The 24,023-nt window shown below is 71.6% G+C and carries 21 protein-coding genes and 1 pseudogene; 9 read left to right on the forward strand and 13 right to left on the reverse strand.

Annotated elements, in window-relative coordinates; all coding sequences use genetic code 11:
- The first annotated feature begins 80 nt into the window (after nucleotides 1-80).
- Nucleotides 81-860, forward strand: coding sequence for a helix-turn-helix domain-containing protein (locus tag KIS93_RS13950; protein ID WP_080046272.1), 780 nt, complete (start codon nucleotides 81-83; stop codon nucleotides 858-860).
- A gap of 49 nt (nucleotides 861-909) precedes the next feature.
- Complete coding sequence (locus tag KIS93_RS13955) at nucleotides 910-1,428, forward strand: hypothetical protein (RefSeq protein WP_080046273.1); 519 nt, start codon at nucleotides 910-912, stop codon at nucleotides 1,426-1,428.
- Nucleotides 1,429-1,458: 30 nt separating this feature from the next.
- Here KIS93_RS13955 and KIS93_RS13960 read toward each other — a convergent pair whose 3' ends face one another.
- From KIS93_RS13960 to KIS93_RS13975, 4 genes and pseudogenes are all read right to left on the reverse strand, one after another.
- A complete protein-coding gene (locus KIS93_RS13960; protein WP_080046274.1) occupies nucleotides 1,459-2,286 on the reverse strand; it encodes a glycerophosphodiester phosphodiesterase in 828 nt (275 codons plus the stop codon).
- Nucleotides 2,287-2,539: 253 nt separating this feature from the next.
- A pseudogene (locus KIS93_RS65125) lies at nucleotides 2,540-5,101 on the reverse strand (glycosyl hydrolase family 18 protein).
- 621 nt (nucleotides 5,102-5,722) lie between these two features.
- Nucleotides 5,723-6,190 (reverse strand): TIGR03618 family F420-dependent PPOX class oxidoreductase, encoded by a 468-nt coding sequence (locus KIS93_RS13970; protein WP_080046275.1) that lies wholly within the window; start codon nucleotides 6,188-6,190, stop codon nucleotides 5,723-5,725.
- A gap of 25 nt (nucleotides 6,191-6,215) precedes the next feature.
- On the reverse strand, nucleotides 6,216-6,614 hold the full coding sequence (locus KIS93_RS13975; protein WP_080046276.1) for an ester cyclase: 399 nt from the start codon (nucleotides 6,612-6,614) through the stop codon (nucleotides 6,216-6,218).
- Between the two features lie 36 nt (nucleotides 6,615-6,650).
- Here KIS93_RS13975 and KIS93_RS13980 point away from each other — a divergent pair, with 36 nt between their 5' ends.
- Together KIS93_RS13980 and KIS93_RS13985 are read left to right on the forward strand one after the other, a co-directional pair.
- On the forward strand, nucleotides 6,651-7,862 hold the full coding sequence (locus KIS93_RS13980) for an amidohydrolase (RefSeq protein WP_080046277.1): 1,212 nt from the start codon (nucleotides 6,651-6,653) through the stop codon (nucleotides 7,860-7,862).
- Between the two features lie 59 nt (nucleotides 7,863-7,921).
- Complete coding sequence (locus tag KIS93_RS13985) at nucleotides 7,922-9,007, forward strand: PrsW family intramembrane metalloprotease (RefSeq protein WP_080046278.1); 1,086 nt, start codon at nucleotides 7,922-7,924, stop codon at nucleotides 9,005-9,007.
- Between the two features lie 58 nt (nucleotides 9,008-9,065).
- On the opposite strand, the gene KIS93_RS13990 is transcribed toward KIS93_RS13985, so the two are convergent.
- A complete protein-coding gene (locus KIS93_RS13990; protein ID WP_186404217.1) occupies nucleotides 9,066-10,397 on the reverse strand; it encodes an MFS transporter in 1,332 nt (443 codons plus the stop codon).
- Between the two features lie 55 nt (nucleotides 10,398-10,452).
- Here KIS93_RS13990 and KIS93_RS13995 point away from each other — a divergent pair, with 55 nt between their 5' ends.
- Together KIS93_RS13995 and KIS93_RS14000 are read left to right on the forward strand one after the other, a co-directional pair.
- Nucleotides 10,453-10,974 (forward strand): winged helix-turn-helix transcriptional regulator, encoded by a 522-nt coding sequence (locus tag KIS93_RS13995; RefSeq protein ID WP_080046280.1) that lies wholly within the window; start codon nucleotides 10,453-10,455, stop codon nucleotides 10,972-10,974.
- Nucleotides 10,975-11,007: 33 nt separating this feature from the next.
- A complete protein-coding gene (locus KIS93_RS14000) occupies nucleotides 11,008-11,628 on the forward strand; it encodes a pyridoxamine 5'-phosphate oxidase family protein (protein WP_080046281.1) in 621 nt (206 codons plus the stop codon).
- Nucleotides 11,629-12,131: 503 nt separating this feature from the next.
- Here the strand turns inward: KIS93_RS14000 and KIS93_RS14005 are convergent.
- Both KIS93_RS14005 and KIS93_RS14010 read right to left on the reverse strand, forming a co-directional pair.
- A complete protein-coding gene (locus KIS93_RS14005; protein ID WP_080046282.1) occupies nucleotides 12,132-12,575 on the reverse strand; it encodes a carboxymuconolactone decarboxylase family protein in 444 nt (147 codons plus the stop codon).
- 103 nt (nucleotides 12,576-12,678) lie between these two features.
- Entirely contained in the window at nucleotides 12,679-13,128 is a 450-nt protein-coding gene (locus KIS93_RS14010; RefSeq protein WP_155129405.1) for a hypothetical protein, read from the reverse strand.
- Between the two features lie 78 nt (nucleotides 13,129-13,206).
- Between KIS93_RS14010 and KIS93_RS14015 the strand changes: the two genes are divergently transcribed.
- The 3 genes from KIS93_RS14015 to KIS93_RS14025 all read left to right on the forward strand — a co-directional run bounded on the left by KIS93_RS14015 (nucleotide 13,207) and on the right by KIS93_RS14025 (nucleotide 14,637).
- Nucleotides 13,207-14,070, forward strand: a complete 864-nt coding sequence (locus tag KIS93_RS14015) for an MFS transporter (protein ID WP_186404218.1) — start codon at nucleotides 13,207-13,209, stop codon at nucleotides 14,068-14,070.
- Nucleotides 14,071-14,093: 23 nt separating this feature from the next.
- Complete coding sequence (locus KIS93_RS14020; RefSeq protein ID WP_186404219.1) at nucleotides 14,094-14,300, forward strand: hypothetical protein; 207 nt, start codon at nucleotides 14,094-14,096, stop codon at nucleotides 14,298-14,300.
- An 85-nt stretch (nucleotides 14,301-14,385) separates the two neighbouring features.
- Nucleotides 14,386-14,637: a hypothetical protein gene (locus tag KIS93_RS14025; protein ID WP_080046285.1), complete on the forward strand. Its 252-nt coding sequence runs from the start codon at nucleotides 14,386-14,388 to the stop codon at nucleotides 14,635-14,637.
- Nucleotides 14,638-14,722: 85 nt separating this feature from the next.
- Here the strand turns inward: KIS93_RS14025 and KIS93_RS14030 are convergent, their stop codons facing one another.
- From KIS93_RS14030 to KIS93_RS14055, 6 genes are all read right to left on the reverse strand, one after another.
- Nucleotides 14,723-15,823: a winged helix DNA-binding domain-containing protein gene (locus tag KIS93_RS14030; protein ID WP_230465901.1), complete on the reverse strand. Its 1,101-nt coding sequence runs from the start codon at nucleotides 15,821-15,823 to the stop codon at nucleotides 14,723-14,725.
- A gap of 32 nt (nucleotides 15,824-15,855) precedes the next feature.
- Nucleotides 15,856-17,553, reverse strand: coding sequence for an ABC transporter family substrate-binding protein (locus KIS93_RS14035; protein ID WP_186404220.1), 1,698 nt, complete (start codon nucleotides 17,551-17,553; stop codon nucleotides 15,856-15,858).
- A 30-nt stretch (nucleotides 17,554-17,583) separates the two neighbouring features.
- A complete protein-coding gene (locus KIS93_RS14040; RefSeq protein ID WP_080046287.1) occupies nucleotides 17,584-19,608 on the reverse strand; it encodes a dipeptide ABC transporter ATP-binding protein in 2,025 nt (674 codons plus the stop codon).
- On the reverse strand, nucleotides 19,608-20,513 hold the full coding sequence (locus tag KIS93_RS14045; protein WP_080046288.1) for an ABC transporter permease: 906 nt from the start codon (nucleotides 20,511-20,513) through the stop codon (nucleotides 19,608-19,610). The genes KIS93_RS14040 and KIS93_RS14045 overlap by 1 nt, the downstream gene beginning before the upstream one ends.
- A complete protein-coding gene (locus KIS93_RS14050) occupies nucleotides 20,510-21,490 on the reverse strand; it encodes an ABC transporter permease (protein ID WP_080046289.1) in 981 nt (326 codons plus the stop codon). Before KIS93_RS14050 ends, KIS93_RS14045 begins: the two co-directional genes overlap by 4 nt.
- Nucleotides 21,491-21,618: 128 nt before the next feature.
- Complete coding sequence (locus KIS93_RS14055; RefSeq protein WP_155129408.1) at nucleotides 21,619-23,970, reverse strand: AAA family ATPase; 2,352 nt, start codon at nucleotides 23,968-23,970, stop codon at nucleotides 21,619-21,621.
- Nucleotides 23,971-24,023 lie beyond the last annotated feature (53 nt).

The raw sequence follows: 24,023 nt of genomic DNA on the forward strand, positions 1-24,023 counted from the left end.
CGTGGCAGGTGTCGTCCCGTGTCGTCGATTACATGACATGTAATGGCGGCGGGCGTCCGCGATCGGCTACAACCGAGCCCATGCGACAGGACCGTCCGGTCGGGGAGCTGCTGCGCGAGTGGCGGCACCGGCGCAAGCTCAGCCAGCTCGACCTGGCCATACAGGCGGATGTGTCCGCCCGGCACGTCAGCTTCGTCGAGACGGGCCGGACCATCCCCAGCCGGTCGATGGTCATCCACCTGGCCGAGCACCTCGGCGTGCCGCTGCGCGAGCGCAACCGGCTGCTCGTCGCCGCCGGGCACGCCCCCGTCTACCGGGAACGGCCGCTGGCCGATCCGGATCTGGCCGCCGCGCGCGAGGCGGTGGAGCAGGTGCTGCGGGGCCATGAGCCGTTCCCCGCGCTGGCGGTGGACAGCCGGTGGAACCTGCTGCTGGCGAACGCGGCGGCCGAGGTGTTCCTGGACGGGGTGGACGCGGCGCTGCTGGAGCCGCCGGTGAACATGATGCGGCTCGGGTTGCATCCGGGCGGGTTCGCGCCACGGGTGCGGAACCTGGCGCAGGTGCGTGGCTTCCTGGTGCCGCGGCTGGCCCGGCAGGTGGCGCGTACCGGCGATCCGGAGCTGAGCGCGCTGCTGGAGGAGGTACGCCAGTACGGCGAGGAGGCCGGCCCCGTCGCGGACGCGCCCACCGACATCGCCCTGCCCATCCGGATCGAGCACCGGGGGCGGGAGTTGTGCTTCTTCAGCACGATCACGACGTTCGGCGCGGCGTTCGACGTCACGCTGGAGGAGATCGCGGTGGAGGCGTACTTTCCGGCCGACGAGCAGACCGCCCGGCACCTGCGCAAGGGTGTCCAGTAGCGGACAGCGGGATGGATCGGGCGCGGGCCCGTCGGTCATGCTGCCGGGTATGAGGCGGATCGCGGTGCTCGCCGTGGTGTTCGGGGCGTTGCTGTACGGGGTGCACAGGCTGGCCATGGTGGCCGTCGCGCGGCTGATCGGCAACCAGGACATGATCGTCGGGCTGGACTGCTGCATCGACTACCACCGCAATGCCCCCGACCCGTGGGGGAACGTGCTGGTCGCCGTGTCCGGGGTGGTCGCCACGCAGGTGGTGGCGTGGGTGGCGATCGCGCTGCTGGCGGCGCGGCGCGGCGGGCCGCCGCGCGTGCCGGCCACGCTGGCCGTCACCGCCTTCGTGATCAGCCCGTTGCTGCAGCTCATCGTGTACGCCGTGTGGCACTGGGCGGAGCGGGACTACGTCGCGGTGATCGACTACCTGATGGACGCCACCGGGCTGCCGGAGATGGCGTTGATGGCGGCGATGCTGGGGTTGTTCGCCGGGTATGCCGTGATCTTCTGGCTGGGGGTGCGGGCGGCGTGGGACCGGGCCACGGCCGTCCCGGCTCCGGTTGCTCCCTCGTCCTAGCGGACCGGAGCGGGGCGGCCGTCCGGGAGGTCAGGAGCCGAGCAGGTCGCTCAGCACGTCGGGGCGGTTGGTGATGATGCCGTCCACCCTGTAGCCGATCATGCGGCGCATGCTGGACGAGCCGTCCACGGTCCATGTGAGGAGCTTCATGCCGAGGGCGTGCACGCGGCGGACGTACGAGGCCGTGAGCGTCGTGTACGGCGGGTTGATCTGGTCGGCGAACTTCGCCAGCCCCGGCAGGTCCCCCGTCGAGGGCATGCCGAGCAGGCCGATCGGCACCTCGGGCAGCAACCGGTCGAACCTGCGCATCGACTCCCAGTCGAACGACTGCACCACGAGCCTGCCAGGAGCCAGCCACGACGGGTGGCGGCGCAGCTCGGCGGCGATGCGGGACTCGATGCCCGCGTACAGCTCCGGCGACTTGACCTCCAGCAGCAGGCCCATGCCCGAGCCGCTCATCTCGCGCAGCACCTCGCCGAGGGTGGGGACGCGCTCACCCTCGTACTTGTCCGACACCCACGAGCCGGCGTCCAGCTCCCGGATCTGGTCGAGCGTGAGGTCGCCGACATTCCAGGGGGACAGGCCGGGGAAGACCTGCTCGGCGTTCGTGGTGCGGGACAGGGTGGTGTCGTGCATCAGGACCAGCTCGTGGTCCTTGGTCTCCTGGACGTCGAGCTCGAACAGGTCGGCGCCCTGCTCGGCGGCCAGGTCGAAGGCGGCGATCGTGTTCTCGGGGGCGTAGGCGGAGGCGCCCCGGTGTGCGACGTTGATGACGGTCGCGGCGTCGGCGGGGGTGGCGGTGGCCAGGGGGAGGAAGGTGAGGGAGGTCGCGATGAGGACGGCGAGTCGCCTGAACATGGGTCTCCTCGAGTGGGGAGGCACTGCGACTCGACGGTGACAAGATCGCATGACTGGGAGTTGAGAGCAGCGTAACTCGGGGGTGCCGCGCGGATGAGCATTCGACACGCGGGTGGGTGGGAGTTGCGGGCGAAGACGGCCGGGGCGGGGTCGCGTGAGGTTGCGTGAGGAGGTGGCCGGGGCGGGTTGCGTGGGGAAGCGGCCGGGGCGGGGGGTCGCGTGCGGAAGAGGCCCGCCCCGGCGCGTCCGAGGGTCAGCGCAGGCCCACGTCGAGGGCGCTGGTCAGGGTGCCGGAATCGCCGGACATCTCCCAGATCATCGCCCCGAGCAGCCCCTTGCTGCGCAGCCAGGCCGTCTTCTTGCCGATCGACCAGGTGTCGTCGAACGTCCACCACTGCCCGCCGTCCCCGGTGAAGCAGTACGTGGCCACTGCCTGCTCGTCGTGCCGAACCGTGCAGCCGGGCACCATGGCCAGCAGGTTCGTGTAGCCGCGGGTGCCGGCCTCCTCCTGGAACTGGCCGGGGGCGGCGCCGCCGGCGGCCTGCCATTCGCCGTACCTGCCGCCGTCGGCGACCCGCTGCCAGCCGCGGCCGTAGTACGCCAGGCCGATCGTGATCTTGCGGGGGTGGACGCCGGCCTGGAGGTAGACGTCCACGGCGCGTTCGACGCTGAAGTCCGGGTTGTACGGGCTGTCGGTGTCGAGGTGGAGGTTGCCCTGGTGGCCGGTGCGGTTGGGCTCCCAGGAGTTGTCGCTGCCGGCGCCGTGGAAGTCGTATCCCTGGACATTAAAGATGTCCAGATATTTCGTGACTTCGGGGAGGTCCCAGCCGGCGGCGATCTTGGCCGGATCGGCTGGCGTGAACGCCGTGAGCTGGTACCGCTTGCCCGTCGTCGCCGTCAGCGCGTCGAGCTGGCGGCGGAACTCGGCGATCAGCAGCGTGTTGTTCGCCTTGTCGGCCGGGCTGACGTGGTTGCCCGCGTGCCCCTCGGCACCAGGCCACTCCCAGTCGAGGTCGATGCCGTCGAAGATGCCCGCCGCCGTGCCGGGACCGCCCGCGCCGTTATAGGCGGGCAGGTTGCCCTTGATGTAGAGGTCGATGCACGACGCCACGAACTTCTTGCGGGACGCGTCCGTGGCCGCCATGTCCGAGAAGTACTTGGAGTACGTTCAGCCGCCGAGCGAGATCAGCACCTTCAGGTGCGGGTGCTTGGCCTTGAGCTTCCTGAGCTGGTTGAAGTTGCCGCGCAGCTTCTCCCAGCCGGTGTCGGCCACGCCGTCCACCGACTGCGCGGCGCTGAACGGCCGGCCGTAGTCGGCCTCCGCGTCGCCCGCGCCGTCGCCCTGGTTCGGGTCCTGCGGGTCGGTGGTGGTGCCCTTCGTGACGCCTTGCAGGCAGGTGAGGTTCTGCGGGTCGATGTTGGCGAACGCGTAGTTGATGTGGGTGAGCTTGGCCGCCGCGCCGGTGGTGTCGAGGTTGCGGACGAAGTACTGGCGGCCGTAGATGCCCCATTGCACGAAATATCCGACGCGGGCGTAGCCGGTCTCGACGATGTCGGCCGTGGCCGCCTTCACCACGGCACTGGCCGGCGAGAGGTTGTCGTACAGGTCGCGGGCCCGCACGGTGAACGCGTACTCGGTCGAAGGCACGAGCCCCGAGACGACGGCCGTGGTGCCGGAGACGGTCATCGCCACCGAAGAGCCGATGAAAACGTCATAGCTGGCGATGCCGGAATTGTCGGAGGAGGCCGACCAGGTCAGCGTGATGCTGGACGACGTCCGTGCCGTGCTGCGCACGTCACCGGGCGCGGTCGGCGGCTGCGTGTCGTCGGCCGGATTGCGGGTGGTGACCGCCAGCGGCGCGGACGCCGGTGACAGCGTGCCCCTACGGTCCTTGGCCTTCACCGTGAACGTGTACGCGGTCGAGGGCGACAGGCCCGGGACGATGGCCGTGGTGCCGGTGACGGAGGCGGCGAGCGAGGAGCCCTGGTAGACCTCGTACCCGGTGATCGGCAGGCTGCCCGGGGTGGCGCCGTCCCAGGCCAGCGTGACCGTCTTTGTCGTCCTGGCGGGCGAGCGCAGGTTCCCGGGCGCGCCCGGCGGCGCGTCCGGGCTGCCGTCGCAGTTCACGTCGTTGATCCGGCAGCTCGTCGGCTCGGCGCCCGCGGTGCTGACGGTGAAGGACGGGCTGTACGGCTCGGTGGTCGCGCCCGCGTTCACGGTCGTGTTGTAGTGCGCGGGCGTCAGCGTCACCGTACGGCCGCTCTGGCTGAGGGAGGCGTGCTGGGCGTTGCTCGCCGTGACCCCGGCCGGCAGGTCGAACACGATCGTCCAACCGCTGAGCGCCGTCGTGCCGTTGTTGGCCACCACGAACTTCGCCGCGCTGCCGCTCACGTCGTACGTGGCGGTGACCGGGGGCTTGGCGGGCGGGTCGCCGCCGCTGCCGTCGCAGTTGGCCCCGTCGATGAGGCAGCTCACCGGCTGGGCGGGGGAGCTGAGCGTGACCTTGGGGCTGTACGGGTCCGTGGTTCTGCCCGGCTGGAGGGTGGCGATGTAGTAGGCCGGGGTGAGGGTCACTTTCGTGCCGCTCTGCCTGATGGTGGCGTGCTGCGGGCTGGACGCGGTGACGCCGGCGGGGAGCTCGAAGACGATCGACCAGCCGGTCACGGCGGTCGTGCCCGGGTTGCTCACCACGAACGTGCCGGTGGTGCCGGACAGCGAGAACGTGGCGACGAGGCGGGTGGCCGCCTGGGCGGGGAGGCCGCACAGGGCGATGATCACGAGGACGGCGATCAGGGGGGTGGCTAATCGGCGCACGTCGGAGACCTCTCATTAAAGAAAGTTTCCTAACAATTAGCCGGATCGTAAGCCCGCACCGCCCACCTGACAAGGGCCTGCGCGAGGGTGGCGGCGTGTGGTGCGACAGCACGACACGCACCTGCGGCCGAAGCCGCGCACCGGGACGGGCCGACCGGCGTGGTGGTGCGGTGCCCACGGGAGCGGTGCGGGGCACAGGGAGGCGGCATCGGCCAGGCCGCCGGAGCGGGCGTGCGGTCGATGGCGGCAGGGCGGCCGGAGGAAGGTGCGGTCGATAGCGGGCGGGGGCGGAGCGAGGCGCCCCGGGAGCCGGCTGGCGGGTGGCACGCGGCTCGCCGAGGGGCGGGGCTGAGTCGGCCGAGCGGCCGCAGCAGCGTGGGTGCGGTGGCTGGTGGCGGCCGGTGCGCCGCACAGGGCAGCGCGGAGGGGGGGTGTGCGCGGCGGGGGCGAGGGGGCGGCGTCGGCCAGGCCGCCGAAGCGGGCGGTCGTAGCGCGGGGTGCGACGGGAGCCGAGCGCTACGGAGCTGGTCCGTGGCGCGCAACCCACAGGGGCCGGGGCGGGCGGAGTTGGCCGGGCGGCCGGAGTGGCGTGCGGGCGGTGCGTCGTGCGGGGGTGGGCGGTTAGGTGATGGGTAGGGATGTTCCGGATAGGCGGGAAACGCGGAGGCGGATCACCAGGCGTCGGTCCTCCACCACCTGCCGCAAGAACGCCATCTCCTCCTCCGCCCCCGCGAACGGCGGTTGCATGGCGAGCAGTTCCAGTCCCACCTCATCCCCAGCCTCCAGGCTGACGGGCGACAGCTCGGCCTCGCCCTCGGCGATGGCGAAGGCGCGGAAGTCGTCGCCCGCCACGTACAGCGAGCACCGGGGATCCTTCTGGAGCTGGCGGACCTTGAGCCGGCCGGCGATGGTGGAGATGCGGGCCACGCGGTGGCGCGCGTCCCAGGCGTATCGGACGGTGGACAGGTGGGGGCGGCCGTTCTCCTTGATCGTGGCGAGCGCGCCGAAGCGCTGCTCGGCCAGCAGGCCGGACAGCTCCTCGTCGCTGAGCGACTGAGGGGCCGGCTCCGCGCCGTAGTTCTCCGCCATGCACCAGCCTCTAAATCGGGAAATATCACCCTATACCGAGCTGGCGGTTGAGTGCCTGGACGTCCGAGATCACCCAGTACTCGGCGAACCTCCCCTCCCGGACCCGCAGGATGTCGTGCCCGCTGAACGCGATCCTGGTGCCGGGAGCGGCCGTCGCCCCGGGCAGCCCGCCCCGGTACGCACCCGCGAACGTCCACCGGGCCGACACCAGGTCCCCGTCCACGATCGGCCCCACGTCGAGTGTGACCTTCACGTCGTCGAACGGCGCGTGCCCCTGACGCAGCGCCTCGGCCAGCCCCTCGGGCCCCGACACCTCCATGCCCGGCCAGTGCCCGGCGAAGTCGGGGGTGACCAGCTCGTACGCCAGCGCGAAGTCGCCGTTCCAGAGCTCCAGCAACCAACGGCGGTAGAGATCTGCGATCATCCGGCCCCCCTACCCACCCGCGATAGGTTACAAGCCATGAATCTTGCGATTACCAGCGGATATGTCGTGCCCGTCGACGGCGACCCCATCGACGGCGGAACCGTCCTCATCCAGGACGGGAAGATCGCCGCGGTCGGCCGGGACGTGGCCGTGCCGGAGGGCACCCGGGTCGTGGACGCCGCCGGCGCGTGGGTGCTGCCGGGCTTCGTGGAGGCCCACGGCCACTTGGGCGTGCACGAGGAGGCGGAGGGCTGGGCCGGCCAGGACACCAATGAGATGACCGACCCGAACGGCGCCCGCCTGCGCGCGCTGGACGCCATCAACCCGGCCGACCTGGCCTTCGGCGACGCGCTGTCCGGCGGCGTCACGACGGCGGTGATCAAGCCGGGCTCCGGCAACCCGATCGGCGGCCAGACCGTCGCGATCAAGTGCTGGGGCCGGTCGGTGGACGAGATGCTGGTCAAGGAGCCGGTGAGCGTGAAGAGCGCGCTCGGCGAGAACCCCAAGCGCGTCTACGGCGACCAGAAGAAGCTGCCCAGCACGAGGCAGGGCGTGGCCGCGGTGATCAGGGACGCGTTCATGAAGGCCCAGGACTACAAGGCGCGCAGGGCCGCCGCCGAGCAGGAGGGCAAGCCGTTCGACCGCGACGGCACGCTGGAGATCCTGGTGCGCGTGCTGGACGGCGAGCTGCCCTGGTGCCAGCACACCCACCGGGCCGACGACATCGCCACCGCGCTGCGGCTGGCCGGCGAGTTCGGCTACCGCCTGGTGATCAACCACGGCACCGAGGGCCACCTGCTGGCCGACACCCTCGCCGAGCGGAACGTGCCGGTCATCATCGGCCCGCTGTTCACCAGCCGCTCGAAGGTCGAGCTGCGCCACCGCTCGCTGCGCAACCCGGGCATCCTCGACCGGGCGGGCGTCGAGCTGGCGATCACCACCGACCACCCGGTGGTGCCCATCCACTTCCTGGTGCACCAGGCCACTCTGGCGGTCAAGGAAGGGCTCGACCCGGCCGCCGCGCTGCGCTCGATCACCGTCAACCCGGCCCGCATCATGGGCCTCGACGACCGGGTGGGCGCGCTGCGGCCGGGCCTCGACGGCGACGTCGTCATCTGGTCGGGCGACCCGCTGGACGTCATGAGCCGCGCCCTGAGGGTGTTCATCTCGGGCCGGGAGGTGTATTCGTACACGGACGGTGAGCCCGTCGTGGCGGATCCGTACTACCGCGAATCAAGTGACCGTTAAGCGCCTGTAGATGCGCGGCGCGCATAGTGGGCGAACCCAACGGGAAGAGAGGCATCACCATGACTGCTCCCCCGCTCGCCCAGCGCCCCAGCAAGGCCCTGCTCATCGGGCTCGTCGTCTCGGGCGTCCTCGCGCTGATCGTGCTGGTCGTCATGCTGCTGTCCGGTGGTCCCATCGGGTTCGGCCTGTCGGCGCTGCTGGCCCTGGCGCCGCTGCCGGTGCTGCTGGCGGCGGTGCTCTCGCTCGACAGGCTGGAGCCCGAGCCGAAGCTGAACCTCGCGTTCGCCTTCGCGTGGGGCGCGGGCGTGGCGATCGTGGCCGGCATCGCGCTGACGCTCGTCGGCCAGGAGTTCTTCGCCCGGGCCGGCTACACCTCCACCGCCGTGGAGAACATCGGCACCGTCGTGATCGCGCCGCTGGTGGAGGAGGCGCTCAAGGGCTCCGCGCTGCTGCTGCTCCTGCGCCGGCGCGCCGAGATCGACGGGCTGACCGACGGCATCGTGTACGCGTCCATGGCCGGCCTGGGCTTCGCCGCCGTGGAGAACGTCGGCTACTACCTGCTGGCGTTCGGCGAGGACGGCGCCGGGGCGGCGGTGCAGCTCTTCGTGCTGCGCGGGCTGATCGACCCGCTGGGCCACCCGATCTACACCTCCATGTTCGGACTGGGCGTCGCCTATGCGCTCACCCGCGGCAACGTCGCCAGGTACGCCGCCGTGCCGCTCGGCTACGTGGCCGCGGTCTTCCTGCACGGGCTCTGGAACGGCGCGGCCACCACGGGCTCGCTGGAGTGGCTGGGTGCGGCGTACCTGGTCATCATGGCGGCGCTGATCCTGATCATCGTGGTGACCGTCGTCGAGCGCCGCCAGCTCGTCGCCAGGATGGGGTACTACCTGCCGGCGTACCAGCAGACGGGTTTGATCAACGACACGGACGTGCGGATGCTCACCACGCTGTCGGCCCGCAAGGCGGCCCGCAAGTGGGCCAGGGGAGTGGGGCTCGGCCGGGCCATGAGCGACTACCAGCAGGCGGCGACGGAGCTGACCCTGCTGCACCTGCGGGCCGAGCGGCAGGGCGTGGAGCCGCGCAGCTTCGTCATGGAGCGCGACGCGCTGCTCGGCGCGATGGCCCGCGCCCGCCGCTGGTGAAGGCTCAAGGGAAGGCTCAAGAGAACGCGATGACCCGCGCCGCCCGCCGCCGGCGGTCTCAGGCGCGGACGAGCAGGGCGGCCAGGGCCGTGACGGCGGTCAGCAGCACGCACGCGCCCACCGCGACCGCCGCCCCCTGGGCGGGCCCGAGGCCGCCGACGACCGCCGCGATCCCGGCCGCCCCCAGGGACGACCCGATGTACCGGGCCGTGTTGTTGGCCCCTGAGCCCATGCTCACCCGGTGCGCGGGCACGCTCTCGATCGCCAGGTGGGTGATCGAGGAGTTGATCAGCCCGGACCCGACCCCGCTCACCGCCAGCCCGCCGACAATCAGCGGCAGCGACAGGGAGGCGCCCACGCCCAGCAGCCCGGCGAACCCGGCCGCGGTCAGCCCGAGTCCGAGCGCCAGCCGTCCCGCGGCCCGCAGGGGGACGAGCCCGCCGAGCAGCGAGGCCACGAACGACAGCCCCGACCAGACGCAGAACAGCAGCGCCGTGTCCAGCGGCGTCAGCCCGTGCGCGGTCTGCAGCACGGTGGGCAGGTAGCCGAGCAGCCCTACGACCGCCGCCCCGACGACCAGCGCCCCGCCGGTCGCCACGAGGAAGACCGGCCGCCGGAACAGCTCCAGGTCCAGCAGCGGCTCGGCCCGCCGCCGCTCGACGGCCACGAACGCTCCCACCAGCACCACGGCCAGCGCGAAGGCCACCAGCACGACCGGCCGCGACCATCCGGCCCGCCCCTCGGTCACGCCGGCGACCAGCGCGGCGACCCCCAGGGTGAGCAGCACCACGCCGGGCACGTCGAACCGGCGCGGCAGCTCGGAGCGCGACTCCTCCAGCGTCCGCGCGGACGCGGCCGCCAGTGCCAGCGCGCCGGCCGCCATCAGCCAGTACGCGGACCGCCAGCTCGCCACCCCGGCCAGCGCTCCGGACAGCAGCGGCCCGACGGCCGTGCCCAGCCCGATCATGGCCCCGTACCGGGCGGTGGCCCGGACCCGGTCGGGCCCGGCCGGGTAGGTGTGCCCGACGATGCCGAGGCTGGCGGCCAGCACGGCCGCGCCGGCCCCGCCCTGCACGAGCCTGGCCAGCACGAACACCGGCACGTTCGGGCTGAGCGCGGAGACCACTTCGGCGGCGGCCATGACCGCGGCGCCCGTCACGAGCACCCGCCGGCGCCCGTAGTCGTCGGCCAGCCCGCCGGCCACCAGCAGCAACGACGACAGGCCCAGCGCGATCGAGCCCAGGATCCACACCGGCCCGGTCGGCCCGGCCCCGAGCGAGGCGGCGGTCTGCGGGAGCGTCGCCATCGGCAGCGTGAAGTTGGTCAGGACGAGCAGCGGCGCCGACGAGGCGACGGCGAGCGTTCCCGGCCGCACAGTCGGTTCGGTCATTGAACTCATGCGGCGCAGACTAACACGGTTCGGTGAATGAACTAACATGGCGGGTATGGCACTCGGCAAGAACTACGACGGCCAGAGCTGCGCCCTGGCCAGCGCGCTGGAGGTGATCGGCGAGCGCTGGACGCTGCTCATCGTCCGCGACGCCCTGTACGGCGTGCGCCGCTTCGGCGACTTCCAGGCCCACCTCGACATCCCGAAGGCGGTGCTGTCCCAGCGGCTGTCCACGCTGGTGGAGGCGGGGGTGCTCGAACGCCGCCGCTACCAGGAGACGCCGCCCCGCGACGAGTACGTGGTGACCCCCGTGGGGCAGGAGCTCTGGCTGCCCGTGCTGGCGCTGGCCCAATGGGGCGAGCGGCACCTGTCCACGCGCGGCCCGCACCGCCTGTTCCACCACGTGACCTGCGGCGGCCGGCTGGAGCCCACGTCGTACTGCCGGACCTGCGGCGGGCTCGTGACGCTCGACGAGGTCGAGATGCGCCCGGGGCCCGGCCTGGCCGGCGACACGCGACAGGACCAGGTCAGTCTCGCCCTCCGGACACCACACCGGATGCTCGACCCGATTCCCTGACAAAATGGGGTGTTACCCCCGAAGGGAGATCACATGAGCTGGGCCGAGATCGGGTCGGAGGCGGAGCTGCGCGAGCTGCTCGGCGAGGTCATGCCGAGGGCCGCGACCAAGGAGAGGCAGCGGCTGCACGAGCGTGACCGCGAGTGGCTGGCGGCCTCGCCGTTCTGTCTGATCGCCACCTCGGACGAGGCCGGAAACTGCGACGTCTCGCCCAAGGGCGACCCGGCCGGGTTCGTGCACGTCATCGACGACACCACGATCGCGATCCCGGACCGCCCGGGGAACCGCCGGGCGGACGGCTTCCTCAATATCCTGAAAAATCCGCACGTGGGGTTGATCTTCTTGATTCCCCGCAGGAACGAGACCCTGCGCATCAACGGCCGGGCCCGGCTCGTCCGCGAGGCGCCGTTCTTTGACGAGATGATCGTGAAGGGCCACCGCCCGCACCTCGCCCTCGTCGTCGAGATCGAGCAGATCTTCTTCCACTGCGCCAAGGCGTTCCTGCGCTCGTCCCTGTGGAAGCCCGACTCGTGGGGCGCCGACACCCTGCCGTCGCACGCCAGGCTCGTCAAGGACGTGCAGAAGGTGGAGGAAAGCCTCGAACAGCTCGAAAGCTACTACGGCGAGACCTACGCCCAGCGCCTGTACGGCTGATCAGGCGGCCGGCGCGGGCCCACCGGGGAAGCGGATGACATTCTTGCCCGTGTAGGCGTGCAGATGGACCACCTTGGGATCAGCGGGGGGCTTGCGGCGGCCGGCCGAGCGGATGTCGCGGACCTTGTGCCTCGCAACGTGTGGCGGCACCACCACAAGCCTCTTCATCGTGAGCCCCCCGTGATGTTCTTGTTACCTCTGTTATCTACCGATACCCCCGTAAGTTCGGTGTAAGGAGCAGGTCAATAGGGGAGCCGTCGGCCCGCCGGCGATCTCAGGTCCAGCTCCGTCGTCCAGGGACGCCGCTTCACAGCGGGTTTGGCGATCCTGACGCGTTTCATGGTCTCCCCCTTCCGAAGCGCGTCCGCTCTCCTTCTCCCGATCGTGCGCCGCGCCGTTTGGCGGCGGCATGACGGATCCTTTCCCCCCGCCATGCGCGCCAACCTAATCCGGGCCGGCCCGCCCGCTCAATGGATTTCTACGGAATGAGCCGGTGCCCGCCGTCACTGACCGGGCGTCGTCCGTGCGATGACGTTGATCCGGTTCCAGGCATTGATCATGGCGAGCGCCACGATGAGCAGGCCGAGCTGCTTGTCGCTGTAGTGCTCGGCCGCCTGCTGCCACACCGCGTCCGGCACGGCCTCGCGGTCCGCCAGCCGGCAGGCCTCCTCCGTCAGGGCCAGCGCGGCCCGCTCCTCGGGGGTGAACACCGTGGCCTCGCGCCACGCCGCCACCATCCAGAGCCGCTCGTCGCTCTCGCCTGCCTTCTTCATGTCGCGGCTGTGCATGTCCACGCAGTAGGCGCAGCCGTTGATCTGGCTGGCCCGCAGCTTGACCAGCTCGAGCGTGCTGGTGGGCAGCTCGCTCTCGTGCAGCAGCTTCTCCACGGCAAGGAAGTGGTGGAAGGCCTGGGGCACCTGCTGGGCGACATTGATCCGCTGGGTCATGAGAACCTCCGTGATTGCGTAGTCATCACCAGGGACGGGACAGCCCGCCCGGATGTGACAGCCACGGCGAAAAAAGGTTCGTCCAGGGGATCCCTACCCCCGATCAGCCGCCGCAGTTGCCGAAGCTCTTGCGCCCGCCCCAGGCCGTGACGCGGTTGTCGGGGTCGCGGGTCCAGCCCGCGTACCGCACGCACTTCCACGCGCCGTCGACGTGGCCGGTCTCGGCGTAGTACTGGTAGCGCTGCTCGTCCTCGCTGCGGCCGCCGCCCTTGACCTCCAGGTAGGCGCCGGTGACCGTGCGCGTGCCCGTGTAGGCGGTCTTGATCGCGGCGACGCAGTTCTTCCCGGCGCGCTTGTTGTACATGAGGTATACGTGTCCGAAAACGGCGCCGTCGCGCGTCGTCATCGCGCGGTAGCCGTCCTTGACGCGGTGGAAGCCCTTGCCGCAGACGCGCTCGGGGCTGTACGCGGCGGTGGCGGCGTACGCGGAGGACGGGACGGCGGCGATTCCTGCGGCTACCAGGCTGGCCGCGATGACCGAACGGATGAGCACGAGCTTCCCTTCGAAGGGGTATTTGGGCAAGGCTGATCTTTACTGTGTCCTGACCGAAATTTCAAGGAGTACTGGTAGATGCCGTTGATCGCGGTCTGTGCGGCCTGGGGCGTTTTCTGGGGGTCGTGGTCGGCCCTGCTGCCCGCCGTCAAGGCGGGGCTCGGCATCACGGCCGGGGACCTCGGGCTGGCGCTCAGCGCCGTACCGGTGGGCGCCCTGCCGGCGATGGCGCTCACCGGGCGGCTGGCCAGAGGGCGCGAGCGGGCCGCGCTGGCGGTGACCATGATCCTGTTCGCGTTCGCCGTGGCCGGCATCGGGCTGGCCAGTGACGCCTGGCAGCTCGCGCTGGCCCTGCTGCTGGTCGGCGCCGCCAGCGGCGCCCTCGACATCGCGCTGAACCTGGCCACCGGCCGCGCCGAACGCGAGACGGGCCGCCGCCTCTTCCAGCCGGTCCACGCCGCCTTCCCGGTCGCGGTCATCGCCGCGGCCCCCCTGACCGGGCTGGCCCGCTCGTACGGGCTCGGCGCGGCCACCGTCCTGCTGATCATCGCCGCGATCGTGGCGGCCACCTCGCTCACCCTGGTGGCGTTGCCCCTGGGCCGCGGCCTGCCGGAGCAGAGCGACGGCGACGACGGGCGGCGGCTGTGGGGCGCGGCGGTCGTGCTGGGCATGCTGGCCGCCTGCGTCCTGATCATCGAGAACTCCGTGGAGCAGTGGTCGGTCCTGCTGCTGGAGGAGCACCGCGACGCCACGCCGCTGGTCGCCAGCGCCGCGCCCGCGATCTACATGGCGGCGCTGACGGCGGGCCGGCTGGTCGCGCAGGCGCTGCCCCGGCTGCCGCTCAAGGCGCTGTACGCGGTGGCCGGGGCGGGCGGCGGCGCCGGCATCGCCCTGGCCGGGCTCGGCGGGGAGCGGCGGCCTCGCTGGCGGGGTTCGGGCTGACCGGGCTGGCGCTCGGGCCGCTGGTGCCGGCGCTGCTCAGCCGGGCCGCCGCCGACGATCCCAGCGGGACGATGGTGTGGGGGGTGTCCACGATCTCGTACACGGGGTTCGTGGTGAGCCCGCTGCTGGTGGCGGGGCTGAGCGGGTGGATCGGTCTGCCCGCTGCCCTGGCGGCGCTGGGCCTGCTGGGGCTTCCCCTGCTCGCCCGCGCCGTCGCCCCGCGCTCGTGACGGGGGCGGGCGGGCTGAATATGGTGGTGCCTTGGGACAAAGACACCACGGAACCGGGTATCCCCCCGGCGGAAAGGGGATCACCATGGCTGTCTGCGAGACCTGTGGCAACGACTACGACATGGCGTTCGAGGTGCACGCGCAGGGAGCGGTGCACACCTTCGACTGCTTCCAGTGCGCGATCGAGGCCATGGCGCCCATCTGCGAGCACTGCGGCACCAAGGTCATCGGGCACGGCGTGCAGTCGGGCGAGCACTGGTACTGCTGCGCCCACTGCGCGCGCGAGAAGGGCAACAAGGGCATCGTCGACCGCGTCATGGCGGGCACCTCGACCTGAGGCGACCGCGTCATGGCGGGCACCTCGACCTAAGGCGACCGCGTCATGGCCGGCGCCTCCACCTGAGGCCCGGCCCGTCAAGAAGCTAGGCGCTGAACGCGTCCAGCAGCTCACGCATGCGCGCCACCGCCCGGTCGAGCGGCGCCTGCGGCACGGAGGCGGCGACGTCGAGCACGACGTCGCCGCCCTTGGCCTCCCAGACCCCGGCGACCCGGCCCTCGTGCACGACCACGGGCGAGATCCAGCCGGCCTGCCGGCTCACCTTGGCCTTGAGCTCGGGCGGCAGCAGCGGGGCGAGGTCGCGCGGCGCGCCCAGGATGTACTGGTCGAAACCGGGCAGCAGGTGCACCTCGGCCGACGGCTCGGCAGCCATCAGGGAGTCGAGGTGCTCGGTCAGCGCGAGCAGCGTGGTGCCGTCGTCGGTCTCCACCTCCGTCAGCTCCGGAGCCAGCTCCCTGAACCAGCCCTTGAGCACCGCCTTGCGCGCCACCCCGCCGAACAGCCACCCGTCGAACATCTCGGGCGTGGCCGGCCCGTGCGCCCCCAGGAACGCCCGCACCAGGCGCACCCCCGCCTCCTCCGGCGGCGGCAGCTCTCCGGGCCAGCCCGGCACCCAGGAGCGCGGCGTGGTGAACGTCACCTTCCCCTCGCGCGGCGGCCCGTAGCACAGCTCCCCCAGCCGGCTCAGCGGCTTGAGCAGCGCGCCCCAGCCGGAGGTCAGCGGCACGCGCAGGTGCTCGTCACCGGTGCCCGCCACCACGGCGTCGACCAGCTCTTCCCTGGTCAGCGCCCGGTCGCCGAGCGCGGCCGGCACCATCTCCATGATCGCCGCGATCTCGGCGGCGGTGACGCCGTGCCCGCGCTGCCACGAGCCCTTCTCCCAGAAACGCAGCGTGCTCAGCGCCGAGCAGTAGTCGGCGAGCTGGTCCGACGGCACCAGATGCAGGGTGCCGCCGCGCATCAGCCACGTCTTGACCAGCGTGCGGCCGGCCCACAGCGCCTCGTCCACCTCGGCCGGGTCGGGCCGGGCGCTCCTGACCGCGACCGCGAGCCGGGCCGACGAGGCGACCTGCGCCTGCACGCCGCACAACCGGCGCGCCACCGCCACCGCGCCGGCACCGTCGGCCGCGCTCACGAACTGCCTGCTCAACCGCCAGGCGAGGATCTGGGACCACGTCACTTTCACGGGCCCCTTTCTACACGCCATCGCGGACAGCTTCAGTCCGTGAAACCGATGTCCTCGTACCGGAGGTCGTCGAAGCCGCGCGCCCCGACGTTCGCCAGCTCCTGCCGCACGGCCACCATCTGCGGCCGCTGGTAGAGCGGCAGCACGTTCACCTCTTCCCAGATGAGCCGGTCGGCGGCGTTGGTGGCGGTGCGGGCCCGCACGGGGTCGAGGCTCTGCGCGGCCCTGCTCATCGCCGCGTCGATGTCCGCCGATCCGGTACGCCCGAAGTTCGCGTTCCAGCTCTGGCCGCCCGCGGCGTTGGCGTAGATGCCGTAGCTGCTGGAGACCGGGAAGGGCGTGCCGATGTAGGCGAACGGGGTGATGTCGAAGTTGCCGGGGATGACGTACTTGGTGAAGAAGTCGTCGCTCGGCACGGCCTTGATCGTGACCTTGACGCCGATCTGGGCGAGCATGCTCTGCGCCAGCTCGCCCTCCGCCTTGCTGATCTGCACCCCCGACGGCACCACGAAGCGCAGGTCGAGAGGCTTGCCGTCCTTGTACCTGACCGACCCGTTCAGCTTCCATCCGGCCGCGTCGAGCAGCTGCTTGGCCTTGGCCGGGTCGTAGGCGCCGAGCGCCCCGGCGTTGTCCTGGTAGCCCTCCTGGGTGTTCATGAAGAAGTGGTTGTTCAGCAGCGCGATCGGCCAGTCGAGCCCCTGGAGGTCCGACTGCGCGATCGCCTGGCGGTTGATGCCGAGCTGGATGGCCTGCCTGACGTTGCGGTCGCGCAGCAGCGGGCTCGCGCCGTTGAAGGTGAAATGCCGGAAGTCGGGGCCGGCCGCCTGACGCACCTGGGCGCCCGCGGTGGCCTTGGCCCGCGCGTAGTTGGGCGCGGAGGTGCCGACGTCGATGAGGTCGAGCTCGCCGTTGCTGAACGCCCCGATCAGGGAGTCCTGCTCCGACGCCCGATAGATGATCTTGTCCAGCTTGGCGCGGGCCCCCCACCACGCGTCGTCCCGCACGATCGTGATGGTCTTGGCCGTCTGGTCGAACCCGCCGAACTTGAACGGCCCCGCCGTCACCGGGATCCGGTTCACCCACGCGTTGTTGAACGCCTGCGCGCTGCGGTTGGTGTCGGCCGGCAGCAGCGGCCCGAACAGCGCCTGCCAGTCACCGAACGGCCGGCGGAAGGTCACCACCACCTCGTGGTCGTCCTTGCCCCGCGCCACCTTCTCGATGTCCTGGTAGCCGGTGGAGGAGACGATGTGGAAGGCCGGGTCGCGCCCGCTCAGCGCCTGCCACTGCGCCTGGTAGTCGGCCCAGGTGATCGGCTTGCCGTCGGACCATCGGGCCTTCGGGTTCAGCGTGTACGTCACCACCTGCTTGGGCCGCTGCTCGGTGACCTTGGCGTCGAGCACGTAGTCGGTGTCGACCGAGATGTCCGCCTTCTCGTCGGAGGTGAACGGCGAGGGCAGCAACGCGTTGCTGATCACGGCGGCCATCGCGAGGTTGCCGTCGACGTGGTTGCGGTTCCACTGGGTGGGGAACTCGTTGATGCCCCAGCGCAGCGTCCCGCCGTCCTTGACCTTCTCGCGCGGCTGCGGGTTGATGTCGGACGCCTTGATCGTCCGCTCGTCCCCGGCGCTGTCCTGGACGCCCGGACCGCCTCCGTGCTCCGTGCCGCAGCCGGACAGCAGCAGCGGGGCCGCCACGGCGACGGTCACGGCCAGACGTGATGGTGCTTTCATCGCGCGAACTTCCTCCTGGTCGAGCGAGGTCTATCCGACTCCGCGTCTGTCTGCGTAATGGCAGGCCGCACCTTGGTCCTCGCCCACCGGCCGCACCTCGGGCTCGACGCCGACGCAGAGCTCGCGCTCCTCGCCGGTGAGCTCCGTGCGGAACTTGGGGCACCTGGTGCGGAATCGACAGCCCGTCGGAGGGTTGGCCGGGCTGGGCAGGTCGCCTTCGAGCAGGATCCGCTCCCGGGAACGCTCGCGTTCGGGATCGGGCAGCGGGATCGCCGACAGCAGCGCCTGGGTGTACGGATGGGCGGGATGGTCGTAGACGGCGTCGACGTGGCCGATCTCGGCGATCCTGCCGAGATACATCACCGCTACCCGGTCGGCGATGTAGCGCACCACGGCCAGGTCGTGCGCCACGAACAGGTAGGACAGCCCGAGCCGCGCCTTGAGCGAGTCGAGCAGGTTGATCACGCCGGCCTGGATCGACACGTCGAGCGCGGAGACCGGCTCGTCGAGCACGAGCAGCCGGGGCTCCAGCGCCAGTGCCCTGGCGATGGCGATGCGCTGCCGCTGGCCGCCCGAGAAGTCTTGCGGGTAGCGGGCGGCGTGCGCGGGGTCGAGGCCGACCAGGGCCAGCAGCTCGCGCACGCGCCGCCCCGAGTCGGGCCGCCCGTGCGTGCGCAGCGGCTCGGCCAGGATGTCGTGCACGGTCATGCGCGGGTCGAGCGAGGCCAGCGGATCCTGGAAGACGACCTGCATGTCGCGCCGGATCTCGGTGCGCTCGGCCCGGCTCAGCCGGGCGGTGTCGTGCCCGAGCACCACGATGCGGCCCTCCTGGGGCGCGGCCAGCTCGAGGATCTGCGTCAGCGCGGTCGTCTTGCCGCTGCCGGACTCGCCGACCAGCCCCAGCGTCTCGCCCTGCCGCAGGTCGAAGCTGACCCGGGCCACGGCGTGCACGGTGCCGATGCGGCGCTTGAACACCGCGCCCTTGAGCAGCGGATAGTCCTTGACGAGCTGGTGCACCTCCAGCACGCTCCGCTCGCCGCGCGCCCGCAGCCGCGGCCCGTCGGACGGCGCCGCGTGCCGGCCCGGCCCGCGCGGATGCACCTCCTGCCACCGGATGCACGCCGCCCGGTGCTCCGGCCCGACCTCGAACAGCGGCGGCTCCTCCTCGTCGCACGCGCTGACGTGCATCGGGCAGCGCGGCGCGAACGGGCAGCCGGGCGGCAGCGCGGCGGGCGAGGGCGGGTTGCCCTCGATGGGCGTCAGCGGCTGCCGCCCGCGCCGGTCGACGCGCGGCACGGAGCCGAGCAGCCCCGCCGTGTACGGCATGCGGCTGCGGTAGTAGATGTCGTCCACGCCGCCCACCTCGACGGGCCGCCCCGCGTACATGACCAGCACCCGGTCGGCGAACCCGGCCACCACCCCGAGATCGTGGGTGATCATGATGATGGCGGCGCCGGTCTTGGCCTGCGCCCGCTTGAGCACCTCGAGGATCTGCGCCTGGATGGTGACGTCGAGCGCCGTGGTGGGCTCGTCGCAGATGATCACGTCGGGGTCGTTGGCGATGGCCATGGCGATGACCACGCGCTGCCGCATGCCGCCGGAGAACTCGTGCGGGAAGGCCAGCGCCCGCTCGGCCGGCCGCGGGATGCCGACGAGCTCCAGCAGCTCGATGGCCTTGACCAGGGCCGTCTCCTTGCCGACCCGCTGGTGCACGCGCACGGCCTCGGCGATCTGGTCGCCCACCCGGTAGACCGGGGTGAGCGCCGACAGCGGGTCCTGGAAGACCATCGAGAGGGACTTGCCGCGGAAGGAGTTGAGAGCTCGTTCGGGGGCGCCGATCAGCTCCTTGCCGCGCAGCCGCACCGAGCCGGTGACGCGCGCGCCGGGCGGCAGCAGCCCCATCACGGCGGCCGAGGTGACGGACTTGCCCGAGCCCGACTCGCCGACGATGCCCAGCACCTCCCCGGGCCGTACGGCGTAGCTCACGCCGCGCACGGCCCGCACGTCGCCGAACGACACGGTGAGGTCGGTGACCTCCAGCACCGGCTCGTCCATCACGCCTTCCCGGAGGACGGGTCGAACGCGTCGCGCAGCGCGTCGCCGACGAGGTTGACCGCCAGCACGGTGACCACCAGCAGCCCGGCCACGAACCAGAACGTCCACGGCGCGTACACGGCGGTCAGGGAGCCGTCGGCGATGAGCGTGCCGAACGACACGTCGGGCGGCTGGATGCCGAACCCGAAGTACGACAGCGACGTCTCGGTCAGGATCGCGCTGCTGACGTTCAGCGTGGCGTCGACGATGAGCAGCGACGACAGGTTGGGGATCACGTGGCGGAAGATGATGCGCACCGGCGGCACGCCCATGTAGCGGGCGGCCTGGACGAACTCGCGCTCCTTCACCGAGATCGCCATCCCGCGCACGATCTTCGAGGTGACCATCCACAGGAACAACGCCAGCATGACGACGAACAGCGGCCACTGGCCCGACCCGAACAGCGGCGACAGGATCGCCAGGATCAGGAACGCGGGCAGCACGAGCAGCAGGTCGGTCACCCAGCTCAGCACCCGGTCGGTCCAGCCCAGGAAGTAGCCGGCGAACGCCCCCACCACCGCCGCCAGCGCCGTGGAGACCAGGGCCGCCAGCAGCCCCACGACCAGCGACTTCTGCATGCCGCGCAACGTCACGGCGAACACGTCGGAGCCTGTTTGGAGCGTTCCGAACCAGTGGCGCGCCGACGGCGGCTGCATGAACGCGGTGAAGTCCTTGTCGGTGTACGTCCAGGGGCTGAACAGCGGCCCCACGAAGGCCAGCAGGAACATCAGCGCCAGCACCGCGAACCCGATCAGCCCCTGCGTGGAGCGGAAGAAGCGCCCGGCCACCATCCGCGCCCTGGACGGCGGCCTGGTCAGCGTGCCGTCGGCGAGCTCCTCCGCCAGCTCCTCCTCGGAGAGCGTCATGCCCGCACCCTGGGGTCGAGCGCGGCGTGCAGGAGGTCGGCGGCCAGCGCGGCGCACAGCACGGACACGGCGGCCAGGAGCGAGATGGCGGCGACCGTGTTGACGTCGTTGCTGAAGATGGAGTTGATCAGCTGCTCGCCCAGCCCGTGCCAGCCGAAGATCTTCTCCGTGAACGTGGCCCCGGTCAGCAGCGCCCCGAACGTGAACGCGAAGTAGGTGACGACCGGGATCATCGCGGTGCGCAGCGCGTGCCGGGTCAGCGCCCGGCGCCTGCTCAGCCCCTTGGCCCTGGCCGTGCGGACGAAGTCGGCGCCGAGCACGTCGAGCATCATGTTGCGCTGGTAGCGGCTGAAGACCGCGATCAGCCCCACCGACAGCGAGATCGTCGGCAGGACCAGATGTTGCAGCCGGTCGACCACCTGGCTCCCCAGGCCCTCGACGCCGGCGCTGTACTCGCCGCTGACCAGCAGCACCTGGCGGCCGAACACGTGCTGGTTGGCCCACGCCCCGGCCAGGATCAGCATGTTGGCCAGCACGACCACCGGCACCGCCAGCACCAGGAACGACAGCCCGGTGGAGAGCCGGTCGAACCAGCCGTACTGCCGCACCGCCGCCAGCGCGCCCACCAGCACGCCCAGCAGGCTCCCGCACACCAGCCCCAGGATGACCAGCCGGAACGTGACGCCCATGCGGCGCTTGATGTCGTCGTTGACCGGCGCGCCCGCGACCGTCTTGCCGAAGTCGCCGCGCAGCACGCCGCCCGCCCAGACGGCGTAGCGCTGCAGCAGCGGGGTCTTGTCGTTGAGGTTGAGCACGGTGAGCTGGGCGTCGACGACGGCGGGCGGCGGCTTCGGGGTGCGGTCGGCGTAGTTGGAGCGCGGGTCGAGGGCGGTGGCGGCCACGAGGTAGGCGAGGCTGGCGGCCACGACCACGAGCACGGCGTAGTTGAGCAGCCTGCGGGCCAGGAACCCCGCCATCGCTCCCCCTCCTACGCGCGCCGCACGCACCCGACGAGCCACTGGACGTGGCTTATCGTAGTCATATTGCTACACCATGCGAGCATCTCGCCGCACGGAAGTTACGAAGACGGGAGTTGCGAAGAAGGTCAGCGTCCGGAGAGTTCGTCCACCGCCGTGCGGACGTCCTCGCTGGTGATCGTGGTCAGGTCGGCGGCGCTGGCGGAGCCGCCGCGCGCGGCGTGGGCGGCCAGCCGCACGTCGCGGCGCATGGCCGCGCGCTCGAACAGGGACCTGGCGAAGCGGCCGTTGCCTAGGCCGTCGATCAGCCGGTCTTCGCAGACCCAGGTGAACACCTCGTCGAGCCGGCGCAGCGCCTCGTCGTCGAAGGAGTCGCCCGACTTCTCCGCCAGCAGCACCGCGATCTGCGACAGCTCGCCCGGCGAGTAGCTGGGGAAGGCCACGCGCTGGTTGAAGCGGCTGGCCAGGCCGGGGTTGGAGGCCAGGAAGGCGTCCATCTCGCGCTCGTAGCCGGCCAGCACGATGACGAGCCGGTCGCGGTCGTCCTCGGCCCGCTTGAGCAGGGTCTGCACGGCCTCGGCGCCGAACGCGTCGCCGCCCTGGTAGCCCGGGTTGACCAGGCTGTAGGCCTCGTCGATGAACAGCACGCCGCCCAGCGCCCGGTCGACCAGCTCGTTGGTCTTGATCGCGGTCGCCCCGAGATGCTGGCCCACGAGGTCGGCCCGGTGCGCCTCGACCACGTCGGGCCTGGCCAGCAGGCCGAGCGCGGCGAAGACGCGGCCCAGCACGCGGGCGACCGTGGTCTTGCCGGTGCCGGGCGGGCCGACGAACACGAAGTGCCGCATCTGCGGCGGCGTGGGCAGGCCGCGCTCCTGGCGCATCCTGGCCACCTGGAGCTGCGCGGCGATCGCGTGCACCTGCCGCTTGACCGGGGCCAGCCCGGCCATCCTGTCGAGGTCGGCCAGCGCCTCCTCCAGCGTGGGCGTGGCCACGTAGCCGCGGAAGCGGGCGGTCAGCTCGTCGAACGCCTTGGTCACGTCGGGCGTGGTCGTGGTGACGAGGTCTTGCGTGGTCGGCGTGCCGCCGGCGCCCACCACCCGCACGTCGCGGGCCTGCGCGGCGGCCTCCACCAGGCTGCGCGCGAAGCGGGCGTTGCCCAGCTCGTCGAGCAGGCCGCGGCGGTGCACGTCGTCGTAGAGGCCGAGCAGCACCCGCTTGGTGGCGTCGTCCATCTGGTCGCCCCGGTGCCGCTGCAGCAGCTCGGTGACCTCGACCAGCTCGGCGGGGGAGTAGCCGGGAAAGCGCACCCGCGTGGCGAACCTGCTGGCCAGCCCCGGGTTGCTGGTCAGGAACGAGCCCATCTCCTGCTCGTAGCCGGCCAGGATGATGATCAGCCGGTCGCGGTCGTCTTCCGCCCGCTTGAGCAGCGTCTGCACGGCCTCGGCGCCGAACCGGTCGGGCTGCCCGTCGGAGGAGTTGACCAGCCCGTACGCCTCGTCGATGAACAGCACGCCGCCCAGCGCCCGGTCGACCAGCTCGTTGGTCTTGATCGCGGTCGCGCCCAGGAACTCGCCCACCAGGTCGGCCCGCTGCGCCTCCACCACGTAAGGGGTCTCCAGCAGGCCGAACGCGTAGAAGATCTTGGCCAGCGCGCGGGCGACCGTGGTCTTGCCGGTGCCGGGCGGGCCGACGAACACGAAGTGCCGGGTGGGCCGTTCGGCGGTGTAGCCCGCCTCGGCGCGCAGGCGGGACGCCTCGATGGAGGCGGCGATCGAGCGCACCTGCTCCTTGACCGGGGCCAGCCCGATCATGCTCTCCAGCTCGGCCAGCGCCTGCTCGACGGAGATCTGCGGCGGCGCGCCGGCCTTGTCGTGGGGCGCCTCGGGCCTGCCCTCGCGGACCCGGACGCGTACCTGCTGCTCCTCGGCGGCCAGGCTCGCCGCGCGGGCCTGCCTGGCCAGCACGAACCGGTAGGCGAGGACGGCCACGGCGGCGGCGCAGGCCGCCCACACGGCGACCGCGTCGGAGACGGGGGAGAGCGCGGCGGCGAGCAGGCCGGCGGGGACGAGCGCCATCAGCGTCGTCACCCACGGCGTCACCCAGCGGATGAGGTGGGCCGCCCCGGCGACGGGCAGGGCGAGGAAGACCATGACGTGCACGGTGGCGGCGCCGTCGGGGAACAGCCGCCCGAACGCCTGCACCGCCAGCGCCATCCAGCCCGCCACGACCAGCGCGGTGGCGGCGGCCCTCGGGTAGCGCATGGTCAGCGCGACGAACGCGAGCAGCAGGAGCACGAGGGGGAAGGTCTGGAGCAGGTCCCATCCCAGTGCCGCGCCCACGCCCATCGTGCCCACGAGGACGACCACGTAGAGCACCCGGCGCACGGCCGGGGGAATCTGGAAATAACGCAGCCGAACCTTCTCGAACAGATCCCGCGCCGCGGCCCGCCCCGCGGCCTGGGCCCTGTCGGACTCACGCATCACGCCTCCCCGGTCCGCCCCCGGTTATACCGCACCGCACCGACTATTGGGCG

Source organism: [Actinomadura] parvosata subsp. kistnae (assembly GCF_900323885.1).
Classification (GTDB): Bacteria; Actinomycetota; Actinomycetes; order Streptosporangiales; family Streptosporangiaceae; genus Nonomuraea; species Nonomuraea composti.